This is a genomic window from Vibrio sp. J383 (assembly GCF_023503985.1).
GTDB lineage: Bacteria > Pseudomonadota > Gammaproteobacteria > Enterobacterales > Vibrionaceae > Vibrio > Vibrio splendidus.
This window is the reverse complement of sequence record NZ_CP097293.1, coordinates 1,823,299-1,838,611: the sequence shown is the minus strand read 5'-3', so window position 1 is coordinate 1,838,611 and position 15,313 is coordinate 1,823,299. Positions and strand designations below refer to the sequence as shown.

Genomic DNA, 15,313 nt, shown 5'->3' with positions numbered 1-15,313 from the left:
CTCATCGCCTTACAACAGCTAAGGTGAAAAGATAGGTAAAAAAGAGGTACACAGGCAGAATTGTGACCATAGAAAAGCCACAATTGGATTCAAAACCTTCCCCACCGACTCGATTGAATAGTAAAGCACCGTTTTCCGGCAATTTATTTGTGATCTGGGTTGCACGCGTACCGCATACTATCAGATACTGAACAAAACTAACCTTCAGCCACAGTAAACGTTCCGCGCTTGCTGTTCAGGAAATTCAATGAGTTCAGATAATCAGCCGACCTACTTCTTTTTCGATTACGAAACGTGGGGCGTTAGCCCAGCAAAAGACCGTCCGAGTCAATTTGCGGGTGTTCGTACCGACCAAGATTTCAATGTTATTGGAGAGCCTCTAGTTATCTATTGCCAACCTCCTGCTGATTACCTCCCTGCGCCTGAAGCTGCACTGATCACCCGCATCACACCACAAAAAGCGGCTTCACAAGGTCTTCCTGAGCCAGAGTTTATCGCTAAGATCCATGCCGAGTTGGCGAAACCAAACACCACAAGCCTTGGCTACAACAGTATTCGATTCGATGATGAAGTAACGCGTTACACCTGTTACCGAAACTTCATCGACCCATATGCGTGGAGTTGGCAGAACGGCAACTCGCGTTGGGATATGTTAGATGTAATGCGCGCTGTTCACGCACTGCGCCCTGAAGGCATTGTTTGGCCAGAGAACGAAGAAGGTTATCCAAGCTTCAAACTGGAACACCTATCTGTGGCAAACGGCATTGAACATGAGAACGCGCACGATGCGATGGCCGATGTTATTGCGACCATCGAGTTAGCGAAGAAGCTGAAAGCTGCACAGCCTAAGATGTTCGATTACCTTTACAACATGCGTCATAAGCGTAAGCTGAATGACCTGGTTGATATTGTAAACATGACACCATTGATGCACGTTTCGGGCATGTTTGGTCGCGATTGTAACTACACAAGCTGGATTGTGCCTATGGCTTGGCACCCAACCAATCAAAATGCCGTTATCGTGGTTGATTTAGCCAAAGATCCAAGCCCACTGTTAGAACTGGACGCTGATGAACTCAGAGACAGACTCTACACCAAACGCAGTGAACTGGGTGAAGACGAGCTACCCGTACCCATCAAACTCGTCCAGTTGAACAAGTGCCCTATTCTTGCGCCAGCGAAAACCCTAACGGCTGAAAATGCGGAAACTATTGGTATCGATCGTCAACAGTGCTTAAAAAACTTAGCGCTATTACGTGAACATCCAGAGATCCGCGAGAAACTGATCGGTTTGTATTCGCAAGAACGCAAGTACGAAAAAAGCGACGACGTAGACACTCACCTTTACGACGGCTTCTTTTCGCCAGGCGACAAAACCGCAATGGACATCATTCGTGAAACTGACCCAAATAACTTGGCAGCGTTAGACATCACTTTTGGTGACGAACGTATTAAGCCTTTGCTGTTCCGTTACCGCGCTCGACATTTCCCGTGGACGTTAGACGAAGCTGAACAACTGAAATGGGCTAACCACTGTCGTGAGTTTTACGAAAGCCGTCTGGAAGAGTACATGCTGAATCTAGAGAACCTCGCACACGAACATGAAAGTGACGAGAAGAAAATGGCTATCTTAAAAGCGGTTTATCAATACGTAGAAAAGCTAGCGAGCTAAATTCATTATCAAGAGATGTGACACTTTGAAAGAAAGATTGATCAAACTCGTTTACTGCTTAATCTCCTTCACCTTAATTATAGGTGCACTCACAGCAGGTAACGCGTTACAGCACTTATTGGATACCTCTATCCCAGGCAGTATTTTTGGCATGTTAATTTTGTTTGCTGCCATGGTGATTGGTATTGTTCCTGAGCACTGGGTACAGCCCGGTGCAAGCTTGATTATTCGTTTGATGATCTTATTGTTTGTCCCTATCAGTGTCGGACTCATGGATCATTTTGACATGCTTATCGCGAATGCATTACCCATTATGGCAAGTGCCGTTGGTGGTACGCTGATCGTGCTAGTTTCTTTATCATGGTTCTTAGACCGCTTGCTTTCGAGAGGTCAATAATCATGTGGATTCTACTGACTATTGTGGTGTTCTTGTTTGCTCGTTGGGTAAGCCAAAAAGTTAATTCGCCGTTTTGTAATCCTCTACTTATCAGTATTAGTATCATCATTCCGATTCTGTTGTTTTTCAAAGTGCCTTTTGAAACCTATTACGCAGACAACACTTGGATTACCTACATGCTTCAACCTGCGGTAGTGGCACTTGCCTTCCCTTTATATGAACAGTTACCTCAAATCAGATCTAACTGGCGCATTATCACATTTGCTTGCACGCTAGGCAGCGTGATGTCGATGACCACAACCGCATTGATTGCCGTGGCTTTTAAAGCGGATTTAAGTTTGATCGCGAGTTTGTTGGGTAAGTCGGTCACCACACCGATCGCGATGGAAGTCTCAAGCCATTTAGGTGGCGAAGCGGCAATTGCCGCGATTCTGGTACTTATTGTCGGTTTGTTCGGAGCAATTTTTGCTTACCCTATCTACAATTTGATCGGTATTAAGAGCCCTATCGCACGAGGTTTAACCATGGGCACGGTATCGCATGCTTTGGGAACGGCAACTTGCGCTGAAAAGAACCCACAAGATGCGGCATTCAGTTCCCTAGCTTTAGTACTTTGTGGCGTAATTACCTCGATCATTGCACCGAGTATATTTTCGCTTGTGGTTTGGTTCTACTCTTAACCACTTTGATTACAGTTTATACGCACTCTAAATAGATGAGTTGGTAAATAGCTAAACTCACTGGTTCGCGACTTTTAAGCGTTACAGATATCAATAAGCCCAAGCATAACCTGATTATTTCAGTGATAGCTTGGGCTTTTTTCTCTCATTTATTCATCAATACGTGACAAACCAAACTCAATTTCAAGCAATAAGTGCGATATCAATGGTAGTTTTTACTCTTGCAATCGATTTCATCTGTGACCTCACTCTAATTATGCAAACCAATGTAACAACAACAACACAGTAGTGATCAAAGTCACGGAAAATTCCTGAGCATTGCATAGAATTAAAGCCTAAGGTCAATTAAGGATTCAACATGAACAGTCGTATTACCCTGGCGCTGGAAAGTGCTCCAACAGCAATCAAAGCACTTTTGAGTGACATCGTATTAGCAGACAACTTTGACGCGACATTGTCTCCAGAACAATTTGCTAGCCTACTGCAAGCAAGTGGTTTAGCGGATGACGAGCTACGTATTGCGCTACTTCCTTTTGCCGCAGCCTATTCTTACGCTCCGCTATCTGACTTTTATGTTGGTGCAATCGTGCGTGGTTTGTCTGGCACTCTGTATTTTGGTGCAAACCTTGAAATTGCTGGTGCTCAACTTGGCCAAACAGTACACGCTGAGCAATCTGCAATCAGCCACGCTTGGATGAAAGGCGAACAAGGTATTTCTGATATCACCATCAACTTCAGCCCTTGTGGTCACTGTCGTCAATTCATGAACGAACTGACCACAGCAAAAGAACTTAAAGTTCAGCTTCCACAACGTGATGAAATGTCTCTGCAAGAGTACCTACCAGACTCATTCGGCCCTGCTGATTTAGGTGTGACGACTGGCCTAATGACTAAGCTTGATCATAAACACACGACTGAAGAAACAACGCCTATTGTTGTAGAAGCTCTAGCAGCACTAAACCGCAGCCATGCTCCTTACACCAAAAACCTAAGTGGTGTTTCACTGCAATTGACGTCGGGTGAGATTTTCACCGGTGCTTACGCTGAAAACGCAGCGTTCAACCCGAGCTTACCTCCTCTACAAGTGGCGTTGATTCAACTTAAACTGGCTGGCTTCGATTTTGAACAGGTTGAAAGTGCAGCGTTGGTTGAAATTGCCGAAGGTAGCATCAGTCACCTAGCGGATACGCAGTCTACATTAGAAGCGATTAATCCCGACATTCCAGTGACTTACTTAGCAATCTAAGTACATCTAATTAACAAAGTTTTAAATAAGCAGCCCTATTTAACGGGGCTGCTTTTTTTATACCTGTAATTAACGCAACAACTTGCGCAAACGTTTGCTTTTATCATTGAAATAAGTATGATCACCCCGTTTTCAATCAATCGCTCAAAAGATCGGAAGGAATTTCTATGTTTGGTACTGCTACTCGTGAAAATGCTACTCGTGTACTTCTATTAGGTTCAGGTGAACTCGGCAAAGAAGTTGCTATCGAGTGCCAACGTTTAGGCTTGGAAGTTATTGCATGTGACCGTTACGCAGACGCACCCGCAATGCAAGTTGCACATCGTAGTCATGTATTAGACATGTTAGACGGCGATGCACTGCAAGCAGTCATTGAACTTGAAAAACCAGATTATGTGGTTCCTGAAATTGAAGCTATTGCCACCAGCAAGTTGGTAGAGCTAGAAGCGCAAGGCTTAAATGTCGTTCCCACTGCAAATGCGACTAAGCTAACGATGAACCGCGAAGGTATACGTCGCCTAGCTGCAGAAGAGCTAAAGCTGAGCACTTCTCCTTACCGCTTTGCAGACACCTTTGAAGACTTCGCTGCCGCTGTTGAATTCGTGGGCATGCCTTGCGTTGTTAAGCCAGTAATGAGCTCTTCAGGTAAAGGCCAAAGCGTTATCAAAACAGAGGAAGACATTCAGAAGTCTTGGGACTACGCACAAGAAGGCGGTCGTACTGGCGCGGGTCGCGTAATCGTTGAAGGCTTCATCGACTTTGATTACGAAATTACGCTACTTACCGTTCGCGCAGTCGACGGTGTTCATTTCTGTGCACCAATCGGCCACCGCCAAGAAGATGGTGATTACCGTGAGTCTTGGCAGCCACAAGTCATGTCAGACAACGCACTTAAAACAGCGCAATACACCGCTGAACAAGTGGTTAATGCACTAGGTGGTCACGGTATCTTTGGTGTCGAGCTGTTTGTTAAAGGCGATCACGTTATCTTCAACGAAGTATCCCCTCGCCCACACGATACTGGCTTAGTGACATTGATGTCTCAAGACTCATCTGAATTCGCACTGCACGTACGCGCCTTTACGGGTATGCCGATCAAATCCATCACGCAATACGGCCCGTGTGCATCAGCGGTTATTCTGGGCCAAGGCACTTCAACCAACATTCGTTTTGAAGGTCTTACAGAGGCGCTAGACGCACCACAGACGCAAGTTCGCTTGTTTGGTAAACCTGATATCGATGGTCGCCGTCGTCTAGGTGTGGCGCTTACTCGTCGCAACAGCACTGAGACTGCGATTGAAGATGCAATTGAGAGTGCTTCTAAAGTAAAAGTGATTTACTAGCTGTTAATTACTATTTACTAGCTGCTAATTACTATTTTCTAGCTAATGACTACTAATTGGTAACGACTAACTCAGATCTGAACCATTACGTTCTCGCATCTGAGCAATCACGACTTCAAATATGAACAACAAAAAAGACGGGCTATCGAGCCCGTCTTTTTGTTGGTGTTGTCTTTTTTATTGAAGCGGTCTTTTCGCTAGAGAGCTCACTGCGCTTAAGCGTCTGACTCAATCAAGTACACTTCTTCACTAAATCGAGACAAGCCTTTTTTGGCAATCTTCGGATGTTCATCATCTGCAATATCTTGATTCAACAATGTGATTTTGTATCCCGCGAACAACTGATCAATCTCTAGTTTAGGTACGCTAAACGGAGGCCCTGCCATCTCGCTTTGGTCGTAATCCAGAGTCACTAGAAGGATCTTACCACCCTGTTTCAGTCGTTGTTTCAAACGCTCTACATACTGCACTCGCATCTCTTCAGGCAATGCGACTAAAGACGCGCGATCATAAATGGTATCGACAGGCTGGATTGGCGCAGAGAAGTAGTCGCCCGTGTAGATGTTCAGTTCATCGAATTGATACAGCTCGTGCTGACCACTGATTTGAGTCACAGTCGGGGTGTAAAGGTGCTCTGCAAAAAATGCGCGAACCGCAATCTGACTTAACTCGACACCTTGAACATCTTCATGCTTTGAAGCTAGCCAAATCAGATCTTCACTTTTGCCACAAAGTGGAACAAACACACTCTTCTCGTAGCTAGGCTCAGTCTTTTCCCAAAATTTAATCAGAAGTGGGTTTACATCTTCGAGGTGGAAACCAATTTGGTTGGCTGCCCATTTATTGTGCCAAAATTCAGGATTATTCATCTTTCGTTCATGTTAAACAGTCATAATGCAAGGGTACAGTATAGAGAGGTAAGAGCAACCTTAGCTTGGTTTAAAGTACCACATTGGTTTCGATAAAATCAGAAAATGGCTAAGTTCAAAGTTCTAATAATTGCGGAACTAACGGTTGGATTATTTGTCTATATCTTCACATTTTAAAGCAATATTAAACGTTAGAGTTGGTTTCTGTCTTAGCTAGCCCCATTTAATATGTAGTGAGTTTAGTTAAGCTATTTTTACTCTTGTGCGTTACTGGTTACCCCTTTTAACTACCCGTTTTTGTAACCTTGTATTTTGGAGTTTGAATGAGTGTATTTCTCCGTACGACGGCCCTAATGCTATTGGTATTGAGCCGAGCGCCTGCATTCGCAGCAGCACCTGTTTCAACAAGTTCGACTGATCAAACGCGCACTCCTGCGCAAAACCAAGTTTCATCAAACGTATTCCGTCATAGTTTGAGCGGCCTTTACGGCATCAAAGCCTTCGACTCACGCCCGACTCAGCCTTACACCGACTTCGATATTCTGTACAGCAAAGCGCATCAAGGCCAAGCTGAACTAGAAACTATCTGCAAAAGTACTGCCCTACTCACCAATTCTGAAGCGCTATTTGCTGGCGTTAAGTCTCAAGCTCGTGCAGAAGAAAAAATCGCCCTTGAGCTTGATGGTGATGTGACAAAAATTACCGACTTAGCCCGTGCAACTATCATCGCGAATGATGTCGAGAGCTTGGTTGAAGTTTACGAAGCACTAAGCCGTGAAGCAGACGTTGTTAAGCTGAAAAACAAGTTTAAATCACCGGCTGACTCTGGTTACCGTGACCTTAACTTGTTGGTTCGTTTGCCAAAGACCAACATCATTGCAGAGGTTCAACTTCACTTAAAAGCGATTGCTGATGTGAAAAGTGGCCCTGAGCACGAGCTTTACGAAATCATCCAAGGCATTGAGCGTCACGCAATTGCAGAACAACGCCCTATCAATGACATTGAAGCAGCACAAATTAATAGCCTAAGACGCCAATCTTTAGAGCTTTATCAACAAGCATGGCAACCATACATTACCACGCACATCAAAGCGGCTTAACCACTGGCTAAGCGCTTATCATAAACAAGAACGACAAAGGGCTGCATAATCGCAGCCCTTTGTTTTATTTACTGTTTTACCTATCGTTATCAACTATTTTACCTATCGAACCTCGTAAAAACCAACTTAACCAGCGTCCCAGAAAGCCTCACCTATTGGCGATAATACTCTTTAGTGCGATTGTATAAATCCAATGGCTTCAACGTGCTATAAAACGCCGCCGCATCTTGTAAGTCTTCATCCGAAAGGTGTTTCACCACCGACTGCATGTACAAATCTTGGCGTTCATCACTTTTAAAATCACGAAGCTGCTTAAGAATATACCCAGCTTTCTGACCTTTGATGTTTGGATAAGATTGTACGAAGGGAATGATCTTGTCACCATGGCACTGACTACATAAGTTCTGAACCAACTTTTCACCTGAAACTAAACTCGGTATGTAATCTTTGGTGGTTACCTTGCTATCGACAAGCGTTTCAATCTCAGTTTTAGCTTCCGCTTTAAGCTTCGGTGCTGGTTCCGACTCTATCCCTAATGATTCGACTCGCGAGGCAACTTTATCTTCAGTGCTCGGCTGTTCATCAGTACACGCCGATAACGACAAAACTATTGCTGCAGCGGCTATCGCAATAGCTGTATTTGCAACAGCTCTATTAGCAATAGCTCTATTAACAACAGCTCCATTCGCAACAATTCCACTCGCAAGAGAGGTCCGCTTTAATCGATTGATGATCATTGGCTCTCTCCCGGCATAGGTGGCATCAAGGCGCTATCAATAGGCTTACGACGATACTTGTTCATATCGATGCCTTTGTCTTGATAGTAGGTACTGAGGTAATCCAATACCGGATCCCAAGTATCCGACAGATCCCACAGCCCTTGAGTGTCGACCATCCACTGAATGGTTTCACGCCATTGCTCTCTGTTGCCGCTGTTCTGAGCAACGATTAAGCTGGTATGGCAGGCGTTACATTGCCCTTTCACGGTCTCCCAACCGGGTGCCATAATCAGACCCGACGTTTTGTCTACGCCGTAATACTCTTTCGGATTCTCCGGAATGTCTTCAGCATGAACAAGCATCGACGTTAACAAGCTGCACACCAATGCCGCTCTCATTATGCCTTTACGGTAACTGCGTTGACTGACAGGAGTTGAGTCTGCATGAAATGAGAGGCCATCAATCAAATTGACTTGTTTCGAACGGCCATAATTAGGCTTATTGGAAATAGACAGCATCACGACACTCTTACAGCGATACGGTGGCAACCATTAAACAGGTAACCTTTAGGATTCCATTGCGGTTGCACAACTGGCTGGCTATCGCCTTCGCTATCGGTCGCCTTCGCCCAGATCTCATAATAACCAATCGTAGGAAGGTCTAAATCAGCTTCCCAGTGTTGCCACGCGCCCTTATTTACTGGCTTGTTCAGCTTCGCATCATGCCAAGTAGTACCGTAATCGTAACTCACTTGCAGCTTCTCAACGGTTCTCAAGCCAGCCCAAGCATGACCACTGACTTTGACCTTCTTACCTAACACAAACTCAGTGCCACTCTTTGGCGAAGTAATTAACGATTTAACGATCATCTCTTCAATGATTCGGAAATCTTTGTTATCCACTTTCTCACCCGGTGCGATTGGGTTCTTAGGCACTTGATAGGCAGGAGCTGCCATCTTGTGTCCATCATGGATCTTATTTCGAATACTGATACCGGTCGTGCATTTCTGAGAAACAGAAGCCGGTCGACCGCCAAATACCGTTCGTAGCGGGTAACCATGAAGATAAGGGATCGGCTCGCCATTCATTTCCCATGCGATTAACGCGTTATCGTTCATCGCAGCTGCAATGGGAACGCCACGTGAAATCGCCTCACCTTTACCACTCAAGTGTTTATCAAAGCCATGGTTACCGACGTAAACCGCATCATCTTTAATTCCACAGTCTTTAAGCACATCGCTCAACAACACACCTGTCCACTGTGAACAATAGACGCCAGCATTGCTCCATTGATTGCCTTTAGTGCTTGGATAGAAGTTATTACGGCTGTTACCACCACACTCCAACACAAGACTTTGTGTGTGATGCTTAAACTTCGATTTCAACTCTGCGATCGTATAGGTTTTGCTCTTTTTTACCGATTCACCTTTCACTTCGAAGGTCCAAGTATCAGGGTCCATCTCCGTAAAGTCAGGCATCAAGCCATTCCAACGAACAAAGGGAACATCAGCAGGAGTCACGGCTGGCGCAAGCATACTTTCTGGCGGATATGCATTCAAAGGGTTGGTATTTAAAACGGTGTAGTAATCTGGTAGATCTTCAGCTTTTGCCCACGTTAATGCGTTGATATCCAGTGCAGCTAAACCTTCAGGGCGATTTGCGGCAAATACCCACGACACCGGCAATGCAGATACTGCGGTTGCTGAAAGCGCGGCCTTAAGGAACTGTCTTCTATCTAAACTCATTGCGGTGACCCTGTGTTATTCAGTTGGTAAAAGTAATTGGCTAACTTCTTGATGTCTTCTTCTGACAATAGTTGCGCGACTTTGGACATCGTTTTGTCCTCACGCTTACCACTTTTAAAGTCAGTCAGTTGCTCAGCAAGATAGACTTGGTTCTGCCACTTAAGGTTTGGGATAGAGGGAAACGAGGTGTCGTTATTACCGCCATGACAAGCAATGCACATATTGGCGAGTTGCTGGTACTCCGCTGCCGAAGCGACAGTCGATAAAAAGAGTAACATCAAAGCTAAAGCGGACTTACGCAAAGCTTCTCCTTAGATTCAGATCAACAAAATAGATTAACTGGCTGTTTATTGAGCGCATTACAGCAAATCACTCGAGTGATTTAAATTAAATTAGATTTAACCTCTGTTCAATTTCGCTGAACGGATTTAAAAAACAAATAAGGTGCATTGAATACATACTGCCTAGCTGTCCATTTTAAATGTGCGGGTAATAAATAAAGACGGGCGTCGATGTATGGAGACAAGATAAGGCACTGGGAACAAAGTTGTATGACTGAGCTGAAATGGTAGGTATTGAACGACTGTGGAGAGTAACTAGAACATAAGAGCTCTGCTTGACGTGCGTAAACAGAGTTCATGCGAGAATAACTGGTAGTTCGTGGTTAGCGATTGCTAAGTTCCCGCTTGTACCGCTACACGAGAATGAATGATGATTAGTGAATCTAGGATTGGGTTTAGGAGTTAGAAGCTCAAAGCCGTTAGAAATTGAATGGGTGTTTTCCTTGGGGATAGATACAAAAAGACCACGCTAGGCGTGGTCTATTGCTTGGCTACTTCTCGATTTTAATATTCTCGACTCGGGCCTTTAGTTTTTGTCCCGGTCTAAAAGTAACAACACGTCGAGCAGAAATTGGAATGTCTTCACCAGTTTTCGGGTTACGACCAGGTCGCTCGTTTTTCTCACGAAGATCAAAGTTACCAAAACCAGACAGTTTTACCTGTTCGCCATTTTCAAGTGCCTTACGAACTTCTTCGAAAAACACTTCAACCGTTTCCTTGGCATCCCGCTTGCTGTATCCGAGTGTTTCAAACAGGTTCTCAGCCAAATCGGCTTTAGTGAGTGCCATAAAACTTTCCTCAAAGCTATGTTATACATTGCTACCATCGCCAGTAGCGCCAAAGCATTTACCCTATTCAATCAATGAGATAAGGTCGTTTACAAGGAAAGTGTATGCCAAGCTTCTGATTTTCGCCAACTTTTTTATCTCAACTATTTAATTATTCTTTCAAATCAGAAAGATAAGTCGCTTGTAAATTCACATATATGGCTAAAAAACATCTACTTAACCACCATCAAATAGAACAACATGCCTATTAGTTGACTGAAAATAGAATTTAATACTTTAGAGGCCTAAATGATAATTTTTGAGACTTCTCTCCGATACCCAATAAAATCAGCCACTTGATTTGATATCGAACTCAACAGAGGTTACTAAATAAGCGTTATTAAATATGAGATTTGTATCATTTCAGCATTTAATTCGAATTAGCCTATATCAACACGTGTGCATTTAGGGTTTTACCCGACAATCACAACGTCATAAAAAAGCTTCTTTGGCACAACATGCAAAATGATTGGCAATAAACAGATAATATTCATCTACAAAGTAAGCCTGAAAAGAGAGATCCCACCTAAGAGGTTCTTTAAGTAAAAGTTCGTTCCTTGCGATTGAATGTTATGTTATAACATATCTATGTCATCACTAATTTTGTGGATTGAATGAGAGACATCGAAGCGATCATCGAGCACGTAAAACAAACGGAAAACAGTTTACCGCTAAGAGACTGTTGATACTGCGTGCACTGGTTCATGCCGACAGAGCGCTGTCTGCGTATGAACTCGTTGAATATTGTAAGGAACACTTTGATCAACACGTTCAAGCGATGTCGGTTTACCGGGTGTTAGAATTTCTCGAAGAGCAGCACTTAGCGCACAAACTAAAAGTCTCCAATAAGTACATACTTTGCGACCATATCCTTTGCGATCATGAACACGGTATCCCGCAATTTTTGATTTGCTCTAAGTGCGACAAAATCAGCGAGCAAACCATCGCCCCTTCCATTATTCGCGATCTTCAATCTCACGCAAAGCAAGAAGGCTTCACCGTAATAAGCCCGCAGTTAGAGATCAGCTGCGTATGCGATAAATGCGTCGATACATAAATGCCCAGCGCCATCAATGGTGGTATACCCAGTGGCATTACGAAAAAATAAAAGAGCTCAATATGTTAAGAAGAAACCCTAGCGGCCATATGCCAAACGTGTCCGAAACTGCCTTCATTGATCCGACCGCCATCATCTGCGGTAAAGTCATCATTGAAGATAACGTGTTTATCGGCCCCTACGCCGTCATTCGTGCCGACGAGATAAACGAGAAAGGTGACATGGAAGCGATTGTGATTAAGCGCGACACCAATATTCAAGATGGTGTGGTTATTCACTCTAAAGCAGGAGCCGCGGTTACCATCGGAGAACGCTCTTCTATCGCTCACCGCTCCATCATTCATGGGCCTTGTGAAGTCTGTGACGATGTCTTTATTGGCTTCAACTCGGTGGTATTTAATGCTGTGATTGGTAAAGGTTGCGTGATTCGCCACAACTGTGTAGTAGATGGGCTCGATTTACCGGAAAGCTTCCATGTGCCACCAATGACCAATATAGGGTCAGGGTTTGATTTAAATAGCATCTCAAAAGTGCCACCCGAATACTCTGCATTTTCAGAGTCTGTGGTTTCAGCCAACCACACCCTAGTTCAAGGCTATAGGAGAATTGCCAATGAGCTCTGATAAGTCACCTATGTTAAGTATTCCAACCAACATTATTACCGGATTCCTGGGAGTAGGAAAAACCTCTGCGATTCTCAACTTAATGAAGAACAAGCCAGTAAATGAACGCTGGGCTGTGTTAGTGAATGAGTTTGGAGAAATCGGCGTTGATGGCAGCTTGATTCAAGGTAACCAGACCACACAACAAGTGTTCATTCGTGAAGTACCCGGTGGTTGCATGTGTTGCGCGGCAGGTTTACCGATGCAAATCGCGCTCAACCAATTGCTATCAGAAGCAAAACCAGACCGACTATTGATCGAACCAACAGGGCTTGGGCATCCTAAAGAAGTACTGCAAGTTTTGTCTTCTGAGCACTACCGTAAAGTCCTGTCACTACAGAAGAACGTCACCTTAGTCGATGCGCGTAAGCTCTCTGATTCTCGCTACTCAAATCACGATACCTTCAATCAGCAAATCACCATTGCCGATACGGTGGTTGGTAACAAGGTCGACTTATATCAAGATGGCGACGCCGAAGCACTGGCTGATTACGTCACCGAGATTTGTCACCCGAATACCAAGTTGGTCTTCGCTCACCATGGAAAGATCCCTTTTGAAGAGTTCGAAGGAGACACTAGTTTTTTCAGTCGACAAGCGCACCATCACCACCACATCCATAAACAAGAAAAGCCGCTCGCTTCAGAACTACCCATGCCAGAAAGCGGCATGATCAAAGCGACCAACCAAGGTGAAGGTTTTGAAAGTGTTGGTTGGCGATTCTCAGCAGAGAAACTGTTTGACCACCAGCGTTTGAGACACTTTTTAATGGGATTGGAAGCTGAGCGAATGAAAGCGGTATTCATTACCCAAAGTGGTATCTTCGGCTACAACTTAACAGAAGATGGCTTGACGGAATCAGAGCTCGATGAGTGTGCCGAAACCAGAATTGAAGTGATCGGTCAGGCCATAGATAGCGACCTAGAAACTCACCTGCTTCAATGCTTAGTCAGTTAATCGCTGGGAGCAAATCTACTTTCCCCTGAATGACATAATCTCAGTCACTCAGGGTTCAGACGAAAGCTACCTGACACTGAACTTAAGATGTCGATATATCATTGGTCTTTTTCTGATGGCTAAACGATATAGTCTTTCATGCATTGAGCCTGTAAATTGCGTCTCGAACTCATTCTATTCACCTAATCCAAATCAGGCCATCTCGATGTCAAAATACAGCATTAGAATATTGTTACCTCTGTTCCTTTTCCCTTTATCCGCACAGGCTTCTGACTGTTCGCAAAAAATTGGTTGTGAGAAAAAAGCGTGTGAAATTGAAATGAAAATTGATATCGCGAAAGCCAACGGATATGACAACAAGCTAGAAGGACTGACAGACGCTTTAGATCAGGTAAATACATACTGTACCAACGAAGAACTAAAGTCAGAGTTAATGGATGATATTGAAGACGCGCAAGAAGAAATCGTTGAGTACAAAGAAGAACTTCAAGAAGCACAAAACTTCAACGAAGACGACAAGGTCGCTAAATACCTAGGAAAGATCGACGAAGAAAAAGCAAAGGTTGAGGAATACAAACAAGAACTTTCGACATTAGATTAATGTTTGGCTCAATGATTAGGAAGCGTCATTAATCATCGCTAAACCAAGCTTATATAAGGCCTCGCAGTTGCGGGGCCTTTGTATTTAAACTGGATTGTAATGCGATGACCTCTATGTGTATTGGCCATCAAACACATATTTTACTACTGCTTTACTACTTTTCCCACTAACTTGGCTGCACCAGATTCCGCCGGCTTCACAATCAAACCGATACCGATTAGAAACAGTACAGATGCAACAACTTGAGCGACTGACAACACTTCGTCGTACATAAAGTAACCACTTATCAACGCGAATATTGGCACTAGCAAGGTTAACGGCGCTGTCGTGCTTAACGGGTATTGAATTAGTAGCTTATTCCACACCCAGTAACCAAATAGCGTGGTTGGATAAGCCTGAAACAGCACCGCAATCGTCGTATTCCAATCCCATTGTTCAATGCCCTGCCAGATAATTTGGTCACCGTGTAACATCACGGCAAACAACACCAATGGTACCGGAGCAAACAGCATCCCCCACACGTTAAATGCGAAAGCCTGAGTGGTTTTAGATGCCTTAACAATCACGCCCATCAAGGTCCAGCTGCATGCCGCTATCATAATCAAGATAACACCATTGAGTGTCACGTTGCCCGTTGCTGCGGAAACCAACACCGCTAACGCACACATCGCTAGCATCGCACCCATTAATTTACGAACGGAAGCACTCTCCTTGAACACCCAAACGCCAACCGCCATGCCAATTAACACGTTGGTTGAAAGCAAGACCGATGAAAGCCCGGAAGACAAACCCGCAGTAATCGACCATGAAGCCATACCCCAAATTCCCACACCGAACACAAAGCCATAACTGACTAAATAGCGCCAAGCAACATTAGGTCTCGCCACGAAAAATATCACCGGAATCACCGCTAACGAAAAACGTGCTGCAGTGGCCAATAATGGGTGAACGTTGGTCACGCCCATCTTGATCATCGAGAAATTGAACCCCCAAATTGCCATAACGAATACCGCTAACAACAAATCATTTCTTTTCATACTCACCCCTCCTTTGTTTTGAATGAGTATCCCTTGAACAATAAAACCAGTACAGATACAATT

General features: G+C 44.2%; 16 protein-coding genes and 1 pseudogene. 10 read left to right on the top strand and 7 right to left on the bottom strand.

Going from position 1 to position 15,313, the window contains the following annotated elements:
* Positions 1-247: 247 nt before the first annotated feature.
* From sbcB to purT, 5 genes are all read left to right on the top strand, one after another.
* The gene (gene sbcB / locus M4S28_RS08285) at positions 248-1,672 is read left to right on the top strand and encodes an exodeoxyribonuclease I (protein ID WP_249631546.1); all 1,425 of its coding nucleotides are present in this window, start codon (positions 248-250) and stop codon (positions 1,670-1,672) included.
* Positions 1,673-1,697: 25 nt separating this feature from the next.
* Positions 1,698-2,069 carry a CidA/LrgA family protein gene (locus M4S28_RS08280; RefSeq protein ID WP_017075118.1) on the top strand — a complete coding sequence of 124 codons (372 nt, stop codon included), beginning with the start codon at positions 1,698-1,700 and terminating at the stop codon, positions 2,067-2,069.
* 2 nt (positions 2,070-2,071) lie between these two features.
* Positions 2,072-2,749 (top strand): LrgB family protein, encoded by a 678-nt coding sequence (locus M4S28_RS08275; protein WP_249631545.1) that lies wholly within the window; start codon positions 2,072-2,074, stop codon positions 2,747-2,749.
* Positions 2,750-3,107: 358 nt separating this feature from the next.
* Positions 3,108-3,995: a cytidine deaminase gene (gene cdd, locus M4S28_RS08270; RefSeq protein WP_249631544.1), complete on the top strand. Its 888-nt coding sequence runs from the start codon at positions 3,108-3,110 to the stop codon at positions 3,993-3,995.
* Positions 3,996-4,162: 167 nt separating this feature from the next.
* On the top strand, positions 4,163-5,338 hold the full coding sequence (purT, locus tag M4S28_RS08265) for a formate-dependent phosphoribosylglycinamide formyltransferase (RefSeq protein ID WP_017077980.1): 1,176 nt from the start codon (positions 4,163-4,165) through the stop codon (positions 5,336-5,338).
* A 215-nt stretch (positions 5,339-5,553) separates the two neighbouring features.
* On the opposite strand, the gene M4S28_RS08260 is transcribed toward purT, so the two are convergent.
* A complete protein-coding gene (locus M4S28_RS08260) occupies positions 5,554-6,207 on the bottom strand; it encodes a thiopurine S-methyltransferase (RefSeq protein ID WP_249631543.1) in 654 nt (217 codons plus the stop codon).
* A gap of 323 nt (positions 6,208-6,530) precedes the next feature.
* On the opposite strand from M4S28_RS08260, the gene M4S28_RS08255 reads away from it, so the two are divergent.
* Complete coding sequence (locus M4S28_RS08255) at positions 6,531-7,307, top strand: RelA/SpoT domain-containing protein (RefSeq protein WP_017077978.1); 777 nt, start codon at positions 6,531-6,533, stop codon at positions 7,305-7,307.
* Between the two features lie 152 nt (positions 7,308-7,459).
* Here the strand turns inward: M4S28_RS08255 and M4S28_RS08250 are convergent, their stop codons facing one another.
* From M4S28_RS08250 to ihfA, 5 genes are all read right to left on the bottom strand, one after another.
* Positions 7,460-8,044 (bottom strand): c-type cytochrome, encoded by a 585-nt coding sequence (locus M4S28_RS08250; protein WP_249631542.1) that lies wholly within the window; start codon positions 8,042-8,044, stop codon positions 7,460-7,462.
* Complete coding sequence (locus M4S28_RS08245; RefSeq protein ID WP_249631541.1) at positions 8,041-8,544, bottom strand: cytochrome C; 504 nt, start codon at positions 8,542-8,544, stop codon at positions 8,041-8,043. The genes M4S28_RS08250 and M4S28_RS08245 overlap by 4 nt, the downstream gene beginning before the upstream one ends.
* Positions 8,544-9,770 carry a molybdopterin-dependent oxidoreductase gene (locus tag M4S28_RS08240; protein ID WP_249631540.1) on the bottom strand — a complete coding sequence of 409 codons (1,227 nt, stop codon included), beginning with the start codon at positions 9,768-9,770 and terminating at the stop codon, positions 8,544-8,546. Before M4S28_RS08240 ends, M4S28_RS08245 begins: the two co-directional genes overlap by 1 nt.
* Entirely contained in the window at positions 9,767-10,072 is a 306-nt protein-coding gene (locus tag M4S28_RS08235; RefSeq protein WP_249631539.1) for a c-type cytochrome, read from the bottom strand. The genes M4S28_RS08240 and M4S28_RS08235 overlap by 4 nt, the downstream gene beginning before the upstream one ends.
* 530 nt (positions 10,073-10,602) lie before the next feature.
* On the bottom strand, positions 10,603-10,899 hold the full coding sequence (ihfA, locus tag M4S28_RS08230) for an integration host factor subunit alpha (RefSeq protein WP_004734853.1): 297 nt from the start codon (positions 10,897-10,899) through the stop codon (positions 10,603-10,605).
* 653 nt (positions 10,900-11,552) lie between these two features.
* Here ihfA and M4S28_RS08225 point away from each other — a divergent pair.
* The 4 genes and pseudogenes from M4S28_RS08225 (at position 11,553) to M4S28_RS08210 (ending at position 14,213) form a co-directional block, all read left to right on the top strand.
* A pseudogene (locus tag M4S28_RS08225) lies at positions 11,553-11,995 on the top strand (Fur family transcriptional regulator).
* Between the two features lie 62 nt (positions 11,996-12,057).
* Positions 12,058-12,618: an LbetaH domain-containing protein gene (locus tag M4S28_RS08220; RefSeq protein ID WP_122056208.1), complete on the top strand. Its 561-nt coding sequence runs from the start codon at positions 12,058-12,060 to the stop codon at positions 12,616-12,618.
* Positions 12,608-13,612 carry a CobW family GTP-binding protein gene (locus M4S28_RS08215; RefSeq protein WP_249631538.1) on the top strand — a complete coding sequence of 335 codons (1,005 nt, stop codon included), beginning with the start codon at positions 12,608-12,610 and terminating at the stop codon, positions 13,610-13,612. The genes M4S28_RS08220 and M4S28_RS08215 overlap by 11 nt, the downstream gene beginning before the upstream one ends.
* A 205-nt stretch (positions 13,613-13,817) precedes the next feature.
* On the top strand, positions 13,818-14,213 hold the full coding sequence (locus M4S28_RS08210; RefSeq protein ID WP_249631537.1) for a DUF1090 domain-containing protein: 396 nt from the start codon (positions 13,818-13,820) through the stop codon (positions 14,211-14,213).
* 143 nt (positions 14,214-14,356) lie between these two features.
* On the opposite strand, the gene M4S28_RS08205 is transcribed toward M4S28_RS08210, so the two are convergent.
* Positions 14,357-15,250, bottom strand: a complete 894-nt coding sequence (locus M4S28_RS08205; RefSeq protein WP_249631536.1) for an EamA family transporter — start codon at positions 15,248-15,250, stop codon at positions 14,357-14,359.
* Between the last annotated feature and the right edge of the window lie 63 nt (positions 15,251-15,313).

Coding starts and splice junctions, on each gene's coding strand:
- M4S28_RS08275 (WP_249631545.1), top strand. CDS start 2,072: ATGTGGATTCTACTGACTATTGTGGTGTTCTTGTTTGCTCGTTGGGTA.
- M4S28_RS08215 (WP_249631538.1), top strand. CDS start 12,608: ATGAGCTCTGATAAGTCACCTATGTTAAGTATTCCAACCAACATTATT.
- sbcB (WP_249631546.1), top strand. CDS start 248: ATGAGTTCAGATAATCAGCCGACCTACTTCTTTTTCGATTACGAAACG.
- cdd (WP_249631544.1), top strand. CDS start 3,108: ATGAACAGTCGTATTACCCTGGCGCTGGAAAGTGCTCCAACAGCAATC.
- ihfA (WP_004734853.1), bottom strand. CDS start 10,899: ATGGCACTCACTAAAGCCGATTTGGCTGAGAACCTGTTTGAAACACTC.
- M4S28_RS08220 (WP_122056208.1), top strand. CDS start 12,058: ATGTTAAGAAGAAACCCTAGCGGCCATATGCCAAACGTGTCCGAAACT.
- purT (WP_017077980.1), top strand. CDS start 4,163: ATGTTTGGTACTGCTACTCGTGAAAATGCTACTCGTGTACTTCTATTA.
- M4S28_RS08210 (WP_249631537.1), top strand. CDS start 13,818: ATGTCAAAATACAGCATTAGAATATTGTTACCTCTGTTCCTTTTCCCT.
- M4S28_RS08255 (WP_017077978.1), top strand. CDS start 6,531: ATGAGTGTATTTCTCCGTACGACGGCCCTAATGCTATTGGTATTGAGC.
- M4S28_RS08205 (WP_249631536.1), bottom strand. CDS start 15,250: ATGAAAAGAAATGATTTGTTGTTAGCGGTATTCGTTATGGCAATTTGG.
- M4S28_RS08260 (WP_249631543.1), bottom strand. CDS start 6,207: ATGAATAATCCTGAATTTTGGCACAATAAATGGGCAGCCAACCAAATT.
- M4S28_RS08240 (WP_249631540.1), bottom strand. CDS start 9,770: ATGAGTTTAGATAGAAGACAGTTCCTTAAGGCCGCGCTTTCAGCAACC.
- M4S28_RS08245 (WP_249631541.1), bottom strand. CDS start 8,544: ATGCTGTCTATTTCCAATAAGCCTAATTATGGCCGTTCGAAACAAGTC.
- M4S28_RS08250 (WP_249631542.1), bottom strand. CDS start 8,044: ATGATCATCAATCGATTAAAGCGGACCTCTCTTGCGAGTGGAATTGTT.